The organism is Prevotella sp. P4-67, from assembly GCF_002251325.1.
Lineage (GTDB): Bacteria > Bacteroidota > Bacteroidia > Bacteroidales > Bacteroidaceae > Prevotella.
In genome coordinates this window covers 61,045-73,325 of sequence record NZ_NPJL01000014.1, presented here as the reverse complement: position 1 = coordinate 73,325, position 12,281 = coordinate 61,045, and the positions used below count along the sequence as shown (strand labels likewise).

Below are 12,281 nucleotides of genomic sequence, written 5' to 3'. Positions count from 1 at the left end.
TCGTATGTTACGAGCGTACGTACCTTATGTTACGAGCGCTCGTAACAATTGATACGAGTGTTCGTGCCTTTTGATACGTGTCGGCAGAGTTGCTGGCGGGTGTACTACAGATAGTCGCGCAAGTCGTATAGATGGTTTGCGACTAAATAACAAATAATTTGAAAGATTTCTGTTAAAACATTTGGGGAAGTCAAATATATATCCTATTTTTGCCATTATTATTTTGATTTCAACCATTTATTTTGAAATCACCCCGAGGTTGGTCGCATCCTGCACCAACCTCTTTTGCAATATCAGGGAAGCAAATCAGCACTTTTCTTACTTAAAATTTGTCATTTATAAAGAAAAATACTATCTTTGCAGCAATTATTAACAGTATTTACACAATAAATCGCAAGCCTATCGCCTACATTTACTCCAATAGTAAAGAAAGAAATAATGGATGTATATAGCAAGATGACCGATGAAGAGTTGGCCATAGCATACATAAAAGGTGATAATAATGCCTTCGATTTATTGCTCTCACGCAATCAGCAGAGGCTTTATTCCTACATATTGTTCGTTGTCCACGACAGCGAGATGGCAGAAGATGTGTTTCAAGACACGTTTGTCAAAGTCATTATGCGTCTCCAGTCGGGCCAGTATACCTCCTGCGGCAAGTTCTCCGCATGGATTATGCGCATAGCCCACAATGTCATCATGGACTATTATCGCGACCAGCGCATAGAGAGTGTGGTGAGCACGGTCGACAATGAGGACCTTTCTCAGATTGACGGGCGCCATGTGATAGTGCCCAATGTGGAGAGCCGCTATGTCAACGAGCAGGTATATAGCGACGTTCGGCGCATGATGAACCTCCTGCCGCCGTCGCAGCGAGAGGTTATCTTCATGCGGTTCTTTCAGGAAATGTCGTTCAAGGAAATCGCCGAGGCCACCAGCGTAAGCATCAATACCGCTCTTGGTCGTATGCGTTACGCCGTGCTCAACCTGCGGCGCATGGCCAAGTCCAACGGCATCACTCTACAGTTGGACTGACCGTCCAGCGAGCGTTCAGTCTCTTGACTTCAGACTCAGTATGGCAGCCTCGGGGTCTTCTGCACCGAAGACATAGCTGCCACTTACCAATACATCGGCACCGGCTGCGACGAGCATCGGTGCCGTTTTTCCGTTTACGCCACCGTCTACCTCTATCAGCGGTCTGTGTTCCAGCCGGTCTATCATCTGTCTCAGTCTCCTTACCTTGTCGGTCGAGCTGGTGATAAACGACTGGCCCGAGAAGCCCGGGTTGACGCTCATAATCAGCACCAGGTCTACATCGGAGAGCACCTCCTCGACCATAGCCAGCGGCGTGGCGGGGTTGAGAGCCACTCCGGCTTTCATGCCGGCGCTGTGTATCTCCTGGATGGTGCGGTGCAGATGGGTGCAGGCCTCGGCGTGTACGGTCATCAGCGCTCCGCCGGCATCGGCGACCTGGCGTATATAGTTCTCGGGATGCACGGTCATCATGTGTACATCCAGCGGCTTCTGGCATACCGTGTGTACTGCCTTGATAACGGGCAGTCCAAATGAGATGTTGGGCACAAACACGCCGTCCATCACATCCATGTGCAGCCAGTCGGCTGCGCTGCGGTTTATCATCTCCGAATCTTCGCCCAGCTGTGTAAAGTCGGCCGACAGCAATGAGGGTGATATCAGTATCTCTTTGTTCATCTTATTCTATCATCAAGGTTTAATCAGTTCATACACACATTATATTTCCCATCTTTCATGTGGGCGCGCTGGCAGAGCCGGGCTATCTGTCTGATAAGTTGCAAAGTTTTTTCCGAGGGCTTCACCTCGTTAGGAGTAAAATAGTTCATAGGCATTTCTAATAGTCTTTATATTTGTATAACGCATCTTTTCGGTCTTTATTACATCCGCGTGACATTTTCTCTTGCTCAAAACTGTCACCTGTAGGGTCACGGTCGGTCTGGAGATGACCGCCACCGATACAGCCACGCGCGCGTATATTATAATAGGTATAAGAGGTCGGCTGAGGGCCTCTGTAATAAAATTGCGGTAAATCACAAATTTTTCTTTCAAAAAGTTTGCAGGCTCGTAGATTATCGTTATATTTGCAGCGTAAATAGTAAAGACAATGAAGAATATGGTATCTATAGCATGGTGGTGGCGTAACTCAAGATTGATAAAATCGTGAGTCGCTCAGCCGTATAGATATCCCGTAGATATAAGAGAAAGGCCTGCCGTAACTTACGACAGGCCTTTTTTCGTAACCCAGACATTTAGAACCAACACTATAAAAGACAAGACTATGGAGATGAAAGATTATTTGACGCGTGTGCTCCGCCATGAACGGCTCAGCCGCGAAGAGACCAAGGACATCCTGACAGGCATCACCCGCGACGCCTATCCCGCCGAGCAGATTACGGCCCTCCTTACCGCCATACAGATGCGCGGAGTGACCGTCGACGAGCTGCTGGGCTTCCGCGACGGCATATTGGAGACCGGTGTGCAGGCCCCGTTGGACTGCGACCGCTATATCGACGTGGTGGGCACTGGCGGCGACCGCAAGAATACGTTCAACATCTCTACCACGGCGTGCTTCGTCATCGCCGGCGCCGGCTACAAGGTTGCCAAGCATGGCAATTATGCCGCCACCAGTGTGAGCGGAGCCTCCAACGTGATAGCTCTTCACGGTGTGAGCTTTACCAGCGACCTCGACACCCTCAACCGTTCGCTCCACGAGGCAGGCATCGTCTATCTCCATGCCCAGCTCTTCGCCAAGGCCATGAAGCACGTGGCCCCCATCCGCAAGGCGCTGCAGTTTCCCACCGTCTTCAACCTGTTGGGGCCGCTGGTCAACCCCTCTCACCCCAAGGCCCAACTGCTGGGCGTAGCCAACCTCGACCAGATGCGCCTCTACGCCCAGGTCTATCAGCGCTTGGGCATCGACTATGGCATCATCAATAGCATCGACGGCTACGACGAAATCTCGCTCACCGGCGACTTCAAGGTGTCGACCAACCAGTATGAGCGTGTCTTCTCGCCTGCCGACCTGGGCATGCAGGTGGCTCTGCCCGAAGAGCTTCAGGCCGGAGCCACCGAGGAAGAGGCTGCCGCCATCTTCGACAGCGTGCTCAACAATACCTGTCTGCCCGCCCAGAAGAACATCGTGGTCGCCAACGCCGCCTTTGGCATCCAGGTCATGGAGCGCGGGCTGAAGTCTATCGACGAGTGTATCGAGATTGCCCGTGAGAGTATCGACAGCGGTGCTGCCCTCAATGCCTTCCGTCGTTTTGTAACCATCAATTCATAGTCGACATGAGAGATATACTGGAAGAGATAGTCGCCAACAAGCGCGAGGAGATAGCGCAGTTCCACCAGTTGCTGCCCATCACCACGCTGGCCACGCTGACCGAGAAGATGCTCCACATCACCGTGCCCTCGATGCGTCGGGCGCTCATGGAGTCGACTACCGGCATCATCGCCGAGTTCAAGCGCCGTTCGCCCTCGCGTGGCTGGATACACCGCGACGCCCGCGTGAGCGAGGTGGTGCCTGCCTATGAGCAGGGTGGTGCTTCGGCCGTCAGCATCCTTACCGACCGCAGCTACTTTGGCGGCTACGACGAGCACATCCAGCAGGCGCGCTTCATGGGCGTCAGCCTCCCCATACTCTACAAGAACTTCGTGGTCGACGAGTACCAGCTCTTCCAGGCCCGCTATTGTGGCGCGTCGGCTGTGCTGCTCATCGCCTCGGTGCTGACCATCGATGAGTGCCGCCGCCTGATGTCGCTTGCCCACCAGCTGGGTCTGGAGGTGCTGCTCGAGATGCACGCCGAGAGCGAACTCGACTATGCTGCCCTCGAGCCCGACATGTATGGCATCAACAACCGCCACCTCGGCACCTTCACCACCGATGTCGACACCAGCTTCCATCTGGCAGAGCGTCTGCCCCATGATGCCTGCAAGGTGAGTGAGAGCGGCATCTCTTCGCCCGATGTCATTGCGCGTCTGCGCGAGTCGGGCTACCGCGGCTTCCTCATCGGCGAGACCTTTATGCGCGAGCCCAGTCCTGGCGACGCCCTCGCCCGTATGGTCGGCCAATTGAACAACCTCAGCAACAACAACCATTAAAACTATACAGACTATGATTATCAAAGTATGCGGCATGACCGATGCCGAGAATATCACAGCCGTCGAGCACTTGGGTGCCGACATGATAGGCATGGTGTTCTATCCCCAGTCTCCACGCTACGTGCAGATGGTGCGCTCTCGCGCCGGAAGCATGCCCGACTACAGCCGTGAGCGGCTCGACCAGCTGCAACGCCACCTCGACGATGGCGCGGCTCCCATGCAGAAGCCTGCCCACGTGCCCCGTGTGGGTGTATTCGTCGACGATATGCCCCAGAACATCGTGACCCGTGTCTACAACTACGGCCTCGACTATGTGCAGTTGCATGGCGACGAGTCGCGCATCACCTGTGACAACCTGCGGCGCACCATCGACCCCGACATCCGTCCGGGACTGCGCATCATCAAGGCCATCCCCGTGGCCGACGCCCGTGACATAGACCGCTGGCGCGAGTATGACGGCGCGGTTGACATGCTGCTCTTCGACACGCGCAGCGACAGCGTAGGAGGCAGCGGCAACCGCTTCGACTGGACGCTGCTCGACCGCTACGACGGCGACATCCCCTTCCTGCTCGGTGGCGGCATCGGGCCCGACGATGTAGACAGGGTACGCGCCTTCCACCATCCCCAGTTTGTCGGCATCGACCTCAACAGCAGGTTTGAAACCCAGCCCGGCATCAAGGACATCCACTTGCTCCGCAACTTTATCAACGCTATACGAAATGAATAAGATAAACAGATTGTTTCAGGATAACACAGACCGTAAACTCCACTCGCTCTACTTCTGCGCGGGTGCCCCTACGGTCGACATGGTGCCCCAGGTGCTGCTCACGCTGCAGCGCCGTGGCATCGATATGGTCGAGGTGGGCATCCCCTTCAGCGACCCGCTTGCCGACGGTCCCGTCATTCAGGCGGCAGGCACCGTGGCTCTGCGCAATGGCATTACGCTCGACAAGATATTCAGCCAGATAGACAGCATCAAGGACCAGGTTCGCATCCCTTTGGTACTGATGGGCTATCTCAACGTGGTGATGCACTATGGATATGAAGCCTTCTTCCAGCGCTGCGTGGCTACGGGCGTGTCGGGGTGCATAATTCCCGACCTGCCGTTTGATGATTATCTCAATGTGGTCAAACCCATCGCCGACCGTTACGATGTGCGCGTCATCATGATGATTACGCCCGAGACATCGGCCGAGCGCATACGCCTCATCGACCGCCACACCGACGGGTTCATCTATATGGTGTCGAGCGCAGGCATCACCGGCGCCCAACAGAGTTTTGGCGACGCCAAGGTCGACTACTTCCGCCGCATAGATGCCATGCAACTGCACAATCCGCGCATGATAGGATTTGGAATATCCAACCGGCAGACGCTGGAGAGTGCCCAAGCCTACGCCGCCGGAACCATTATCGGTAGCAAGTTTGTCACTCTGCTCAACGAGACACGCGATGCCGACAAGGCCATAGACAAACTTAATGAAGCATTAGCCCAATGAAATACACAGTAGACAAAAACGGATTTTTCGGTCGTTACGGCGGAGCCTATGTTCCCGAAATATTATACAAGTGTGTGCACGACCTGCAGGATGCTTATCTCGACATCCTCGGCAGCGATGAATTCAAGCGCGAGTACCATCAACTGCTGCGCGACTATGTGGGGCGTCCTTCTCCCCTCTATTATGCCGACCGTATGAGTCGCCGCTATGGTTGCCGCCTTTACCTCAAGCGCGAAGACCTCAACCATACCGGAGCCCACAAAATCAACAACACCATCGGCCAGATACTCCTTGCCCGCCACATGGGCAAGACGCGCATCATCGCCGAAACCGGTGCCGGCCAGCATGGCGTCGCCACAGCCACGGTGTGTGCGCTGATGGGTATGCAGTGTGAAATCTTCATGGGCAAGACCGATGTGGAGCGCCAGCATACCAACGTGGAGCGTATGCGTATGCTCGGTGCCACGGTGCATCCCGTCACCACCGGCAATATGACCCTCAGTGACGCCTGCAGCGAGGCCATCCGCGACTGGTGCAGCCATCCGCGCGACACCTATTACCTCGTCGGGTCGACAATGGGACCTCATCCTTATCCCGATATCGTCGCCAAGATGCAGAGCGTCATCTCCGAAGAAATCAAGTGGCAGCTCCAGGAGAAGACGGGGCGTGACTATCCCGACTTCCTCATTGCCTGTGTGGGTGGAGGCAGCAACGCCGCCGGCACCATATATCACTACATCGACGACGAGCGTGTGAGCATTGTCCTCGCCGAAGCCGGTGGTCATGGGGTAGACACCGATTACACCGCCGCCACCATCCAGGCTGGTACCGAGGGTATCATCCACGGTGCCCGTACGCTCGTGATGCAGACCGACGACGGCCAGATTAAGGAGGCGTTCACCATCAGCGCCGGACTCGACTATCCTGGCATCGGACCCATGCACGCCGACCTTGCCGAGCGTGGCCGCGAGCAGGTGATAGCCATCAACGACGACGAAGCTATCCGCGCCGGCTACGAACTTACCCGTACCGAGGGCATCATCCCTGCCATCGAGAGCGCCCATGCCGTGGCTGCGCTCAGTCATCTCCGCTTTCGTCCCGAGGATGTGGTCGTTCTCACCGTCTCGGGTCGTGGCGACAAAGATGTAGAAACATATCTCGCCCATAAGGATATGGCAGGCGAGTACGGAGATTTCTAACCCATTATCCGAACAGTCATTATGAGTCATACTTATAATTACCAGACCGTGTCGAGCACCATTCTTGCCGACCTCTATACTCCCGTGGGTGTTTACCTGAGTCTGCGCGGACTCTATCCACAGTCTGCACTCATGGAGAGCAGCGATTACCACAGCCACGATACAGCCCGCTCGTTTATAGCTATCCATCCTATGGCATCGTTTGCAGTGTCCCATGGCGTCGCCATCACCTCCTTGCCCGACGGTACCGTTCTCCGCCAGCCCCTCGACCTCGACCGCAAGGGCGTAGCCAAAGAGCAGGTGGCCCAGGCGCTGGGTGATTTCCTCGCAGCCTTCCATGTCGAAGGCGAGGGTAGGGAGTATTGCGGCGTCTATGGCTTCACCTCTTTCAATGCCGTGCGCTACTTTGAGAATATCGATGTGGTCGACGACACACAGCCCGCCAACGACGCCCCCGATATGCTCTATGTCATGTATCGCGACCTGATAGTCTTTGACCATTATTCCAACCGCATCCGACTGGTTACCCTCGTTCACGAAGGCGACTCTGTGGCTGCTGGCGGTAAGGTGCTCACCGACATAGAGCAGCAGTTGCGCCGCCCTGGCCAGTGCTACGATTTCCACACCGAAGGACCCGTCTTCAGTACTCTCTCCGACGAAGCCCATCGTGCCAATATCCGTCGCTGTGTAGCCCACTGTCTGCGTGGCGATGTCTTCCAGATTGTGGTCTCTCGTCGTTTCTGCCAGCGTTATAGCGGCGACGACTTCCGCCTTTACCGTGCACTGCGCAGCATCAATCCCTCGCCCTATCTCTTCTATTTCGACTTCGGCGGTTACCGCATTTTCGGTTCCAGTCCTGAGACCCACTGCCGCATTGATGGCGATCACGCCTATATCGACCCCATTGCCGGCACCACCCGTCGTACCGGCGACCCTGCAGAGGATCGTCGGCATGCCGAGTTCTTGCGTAACGATGCCAAGGAGAATTCCGAGCACGTGATGCTGGTCGACTTGGCGCGCAACGACCTCAGCCGCAACTGTCAGGATGTCAAGGTCGATTTCTTCAAGGATATGCAGTTCTACAGCCATGTCATCCACCTGGTGAGCCGGGTCAGCGGCAGACTTCTGCAGCCCCACTCCCCGGGCGCCAAGATACGTGCCTTCTTCGACACCTTCCCTGCCGGCACGCTGTCGGGGGCTCCAAAGGTGAGAGCGATGCAGATTATCAGCGAGCTCGAGCCCCACAATCGTGGTGCCTATGGTGGCTGCATCGGCTTCATCGGTCTCGACGGCGACCTCAATCAAGCCATCGTCATCCGCACCTTCGTCAGTCGCAATGGAGAGCTCTGGTTCCAGGCTGGCAGTGGCGTCGTGGCAAAGAGCAATGATGAATACGAGCTCCAGGAATGTAATAACAAACTCGGTGCGCTCACGCGTGCCATCAAAGAGGCTGAATCATGATGAAACAGACAGGCAATAGCCACACCCCGCAGGTGTCGGTGGCTGTGATAGACAATTACGACTCCTTCACCTATAATCTCGTTCACCTCGTGCGTAGTCTTGGCGCACAGGTCACCGTCTTCCGCAACGACCAGTTTGACTTGCCCGACCTTGCCGACTATGACAAGCTCTTGCTTTCGCCCGGTCCAGGCATCCCGTCAGAGGCTGGGCTGCTGCTCGATGTCATCCGCACCTACGCCGCCACCAAACCTATCCTCGGTGTGTGCCTTGGCCATCAGGCTATCGGCGAGGTCTTTGGCGCCCGGCTTACCAATCTTGCCGAGGTCTTTCACGGCGTGGCGACCGAGGGTACCAATCTGCAGCGCGACTACATCTTCCGCGACCTTCCTCCACGCATTACCATGGGCCGTTACCACTCTTGGGTGGTCGAGAGGTCGTCTCTGCCTGCCTGTCTGGAGGTCACTGCCGAGAGCGATGAGGGCTTTGTCATGGCACTACGCCATCGCGACTACGACGTCCATGGCATCCAGTTCCATCCAGAGAGTGTGCTCACGCCCCAAGGCGCCACTATCGTCAGCAACTGGCTGAAAGGCTGAGCCCGTGACAGTCATCTGACCGATGGCGACCCCTTCGGCATAACAAAAAATCCGCATAGACTCACTATGCGGATTTTCTGTTATCTTGGGGATGCTGTTTACAACTTCACCTTGCGCTTGGCGCCCTTGCTCTCATTGCCTACGCGGTCGAGGGCAGTCACCACATATTTATATTTCTTTGTACCGCCGTCGTAGGGCAGCCGGTAATAGGTGTCATAGGTTATCTCTACGATTTTGGAAGCGTCTGCAAGGTTTACTTTCTCGCCCTTGGCGAAGCGGTAAATGACATAGCGGCGCGCCTCGTCGCCCCATTTCTTCGCTTTGGGGGCCGACCAGTAGAGCATCAGTCCGTCTTCTGTCCACGCGTCACCCATCTTGGCTGGCTTCTTGGGTGCCTTGTTGTCCAGGAAAGGCATATATGGAGGCAGAGCCTTTGACTTCCAGTATACGTTGCGCAGCATGGTGCCGTAGCTGCCCATGTCTTCGGCAGCCACCTTGGCATACCAGAGCACGGTGCCGCTCACGTTGCGCAACTGGCGGTGCAGACTGAACTTGGCAGCCATCTGATGGGTGTTGGGGTTGGCAGGGTCGCTGTTCTGCACGGTGTTCTCGATGCTCTCGCCGATGTAGAGCGGACGGTTGGCCATGTGTTTAGCCCACCATTTGATGAGCTTTTCATAGTCTGCCAATGGATGACCGATGTGCCAATAGAGCTGTGGCACGCAGTAGTCTATCCATCCGTTGTTGACCCACAGCAGCACGTCGGCATAGAGTTGGTCGTAGTTCTGCAGACCGTTGGTGTCGCTACCTATGGGCGAACTCTTCTTGTTGCGGTAGATACCAAAGGGCGACACGCCAAACTTGACCCAAGGCTTGAGCTTGTGCACGTGCTCGCCCATCTCCTTGACAAAGAGATTGACATTGTAGCGGCGCCAGTCGCCACGGTCAGCTATACCATTATTATATAGGGCATACTCACGGTCATCGGGGATGGGGCGACCGCCTTCGGGGTAGGGGTAGAAATAGTCGTCGATGTGTATGCCGTCGATGTCATAGCGGCTCACGATGTCGTCGACCACCGAGAGGATATAGTCGCGGTTCTCCTTGAGTCCCGGGTTGAGCACATAGAGACCGCCATACTCGAACGCACGCTCAGGGTGAGTCTTGAGGATGTGGTTGTCGGCCAGACGGGTAGGGCTCTTCATGCGGGCGCGATAGGGGTTTATCCACGCATGAAACTCCATTCCGCGGCGGTGACACTGCTGTATCATCCATGCCATTGGGTCCCAGTAGGGAGATGGTGCCTTGCCCTGCACTCCGGTGAGGTAACGGCTCCACGGCTCAATCTTGCTCTCATAGAGGGCGTCACATTCGCCGCGCACCTGGAAGATGATGGCGTTGGCGCCATCCTTTTCCAACTCGTCGAGCTGATGGGTGAGCATCTGCTGTATTTCTGCTGTCGATTTACCCAGATACATGCCGTTGACAAACTGCATCCAAGCGCCTCTGAACTCACGTTTGCCCCCGTCGGCATACATGCTGGTAGGAGCGAGCAGCCATAGGGCTGCCACCATTACAATCAGTAGTTTTTTCATTATTTGGTTTTGTTCCTCTGTTTTCTACTACAAAAATACGATGATTGTCGAGGATATCAAAATAATCAAGGAACAAATTGTAAAAAAGCCTTTATCTTCCTTCACTTTTCCCTCTTCAGCACCATACTGTGGCGCTATGGGCGTGTCGATTGCGTCTCTGTCGGGCACAAACGACAAATCCGCCATGACAGAGACAGATGCCCTTGTCGTGGCGGATTGGCTGGTTTTCGTGACCGACAGCTTAGAAGCGGTAGCTCAGCGTAGCCATCACCTGGTTGCGGTCGTGGCTCACCTTGGTGGCTCTTACGATGCAGTTGTTTTCGGGGTTGGTGTCACCGTAGTAGCTCATGAAGGGGTAGAAGTCACCATTGGTATGGCTGTACTGGTAAGCCAGGTCGAGGTTGATGTTCTTGCTGGCTTGGAATCCCAGACCCAGAGTGAAGCGGTTGGTGGCTTTCCAGTTGGTGTAGTCGGTAGAGGTAGCGTAGCCCGAACCGGGAGACTCGAGCGAACCGTCGCGGAAGCCGTTCTCGTCGAAGACGGCAGAAACCCAGTTGTAGCCTGCGCGCAGAGCCAGTGTAGGCAGTGGCTTGAACTCGGCACCCAACTTGAGGGTATGCACACCCTTGAGCGTGCGCTCGGTATGGGCGTTCATCACGTCGTCGCTGCTGCTGGTGTCATAGGCGTCGCCGTACCATGGGTCGTAGTATGTGCCGTCTATCACGCGGTTGTCTATGCTGCCATAGTCAGAATACTCATAGGTGGCACCCAAGGCGAGGTAGCTGCCCACGGTGTGGCCCAGACTCACACCAAATTTCCACGGAGTATATATCTTGTACTCGTAGGTGCAGTAGTTGCGGATGTAAGCGCTGCTGTTGTTATCCGACAGGTTTCCGCTGTACTGTACAAAGCCGCTGCCGGCGTCGCCCCTCAGTTTCAGGTCATAGAAGACAGGGCTGTTGATGTACAGACCCACGCGGAAAGGCGAGCCGTCAATGGGCAGGAAGATGGCACCCACCTTGACATCGACGCCAGTACCGTCTATCTTCAGCCGTTCGGCAGAGGCACCGTTGGTGTTCTGCTCCAACTGCTCAAAGTAGGTACTGCTGGAGCGATAGTTCACATCATGTAAGCCCGCGGTGACTCCGAGGTAGAAGCTGTTGCTCACAGCGCCACTGATGTTGAAGTCGTAGACGCCGATGTAACCATGCTGGTACTGGCCGAAGTCAAAAGCCTGGCCGTTGTAGTAGTCCATGTATTTATTGCCCTGGTCGTCGGTCTTCTCGAGTATCTTCTTGTAGTTGGCATCAATGGCGTTCCAACCCCATTCGCCCACCTTGTCGTACTTGATGGCCGAGAGCTTGTTCTGTGAAGCCATAGAGAGCGCACCGCTGGCAGTAAGTATCTGGTCGAAGTTGCGGCTTTTGTGGTAGTTGAAGCCCACGTTGATGCAGGGCTTGCCGTTAATCTTGAGCGGAGCCACGATACCTATCTGGTCAAAGCTGGCATTGGTCTTGTGACCGCCGCTCACGCTGTGGCTCTCCACGCCGTTCTGCCATACCAGTCCGCCGGTGACACTCACCTGGGTACGGCTGAAGAAGCCTGTACCGGCAGGGTTGCTGGTCATCGTCGAGATGTCGGCACCCAGCGCCTCCATAGCGCCACCCATACCTACGTAGCGGGCGGTACCGTTGAGGTCGTTGCCGATGAGCTTGGTATCTTGATATGTCTCCTGGGCGGTGGCTGTCAGGGCAGTCATCGAAGCCAACAGGGCAAAAAACAAATTCTTGGTGTTCATAA

12 protein-coding genes are annotated in these 12,281 nt (G+C 55.4%); 8 read left to right on the top strand and 4 right to left on the bottom strand.

The genetic code is table 11. The features are described 5' to 3' along the window. Positions 1–438 precede the first annotated feature (438 nt). Positions 439–1,035, top strand: coding sequence for an RNA polymerase sigma factor (locus tag CIK92_RS02205; protein ID WP_022311557.1), 597 nt, complete (start codon positions 439–441; stop codon positions 1,033–1,035). A 15-nt stretch (positions 1,036–1,050) separates the two neighbouring features. Here the strand turns inward: CIK92_RS02205 and rpe are convergent, their stop codons facing one another. Both rpe and CIK92_RS14180 read right to left on the bottom strand, forming a co-directional pair. Further along, entirely contained in the window at positions 1,051–1,710 is a 660-nt protein-coding gene (gene rpe, locus CIK92_RS02200) for a ribulose-phosphate 3-epimerase (protein WP_094388021.1), read from the bottom strand. 23 nt (positions 1,711–1,733) lie between these two features. Further along, a complete protein-coding gene (locus CIK92_RS14180; protein WP_256387326.1) occupies positions 1,734–1,859 on the bottom strand; it encodes a hypothetical protein in 126 nt (41 codons plus the stop codon). Positions 1,860–2,311: 452 nt separating this feature from the next. Between CIK92_RS14180 and trpD the strand changes: the two genes are divergently transcribed. Genes trpD through CIK92_RS02165 form a run of 7 tightly spaced genes read left to right on the top strand, consistent with a single transcriptional unit; the run spans position 2,312 to position 8,886 of the window. Continuing rightward, the gene (gene trpD, locus CIK92_RS02195) at positions 2,312–3,316 is read left to right on the top strand and encodes an anthranilate phosphoribosyltransferase (protein ID WP_173823792.1); all 1,005 of its coding nucleotides are present in this window, start codon (positions 2,312–2,314) and stop codon (positions 3,314–3,316) included. 5 nt (positions 3,317–3,321) lie between these two features. Then, positions 3,322–4,134, top strand: coding sequence for an indole-3-glycerol phosphate synthase TrpC (gene trpC / locus CIK92_RS02190; protein WP_094385128.1), 813 nt, complete (start codon positions 3,322–3,324; stop codon positions 4,132–4,134). Between the two features lie 13 nt (positions 4,135–4,147). Next, a complete protein-coding gene (locus CIK92_RS02185; protein WP_094385130.1) occupies positions 4,148–4,861 on the top strand; it encodes a phosphoribosylanthranilate isomerase in 714 nt (237 codons plus the stop codon). Further along, positions 4,854–5,630: a tryptophan synthase subunit alpha gene (gene trpA / locus CIK92_RS02180; RefSeq protein ID WP_094385132.1), complete on the top strand. Its 777-nt coding sequence runs from the start codon at positions 4,854–4,856 to the stop codon at positions 5,628–5,630. The genes CIK92_RS02185 and trpA overlap by 8 nt, the downstream gene beginning before the upstream one ends. Next, positions 5,627–6,829: a tryptophan synthase subunit beta gene (gene trpB / locus CIK92_RS02175; RefSeq protein ID WP_094385134.1), complete on the top strand. Its 1,203-nt coding sequence runs from the start codon at positions 5,627–5,629 to the stop codon at positions 6,827–6,829. Before trpA ends, trpB begins: the two co-directional genes overlap by 4 nt. Before the next feature lie 21 nt (positions 6,830–6,850). Continuing rightward, a complete protein-coding gene (locus CIK92_RS02170; RefSeq protein WP_022311549.1) occupies positions 6,851–8,290 on the top strand; it encodes an anthranilate synthase component I family protein in 1,440 nt (479 codons plus the stop codon). Beyond that, positions 8,287–8,886 (top strand): aminodeoxychorismate/anthranilate synthase component II, encoded by a 600-nt coding sequence (locus tag CIK92_RS02165; protein ID WP_254045980.1) that lies wholly within the window; start codon positions 8,287–8,289, stop codon positions 8,884–8,886. The genes CIK92_RS02170 and CIK92_RS02165 overlap by 4 nt, the downstream gene beginning before the upstream one ends. Before the next feature lie 98 nt (positions 8,887–8,984). Here the strand turns inward: CIK92_RS02165 and CIK92_RS02160 are convergent, their stop codons facing one another. After that, the gene (locus CIK92_RS02160; protein WP_094385136.1) at positions 8,985–10,481 is read right to left on the bottom strand and encodes a glycoside hydrolase family 10 protein; all 1,497 of its coding nucleotides are present in this window, start codon (positions 10,479–10,481) and stop codon (positions 8,985–8,987) included. Positions 10,482–10,722: 241 nt separating this feature from the next. After that, positions 10,723–12,279 (bottom strand): OmpP1/FadL family transporter, encoded by a 1,557-nt coding sequence (locus CIK92_RS02155; RefSeq protein WP_094385138.1) that lies wholly within the window; start codon positions 12,277–12,279, stop codon positions 10,723–10,725. Positions 12,280–12,281: the final 2 nt, after the last annotated feature.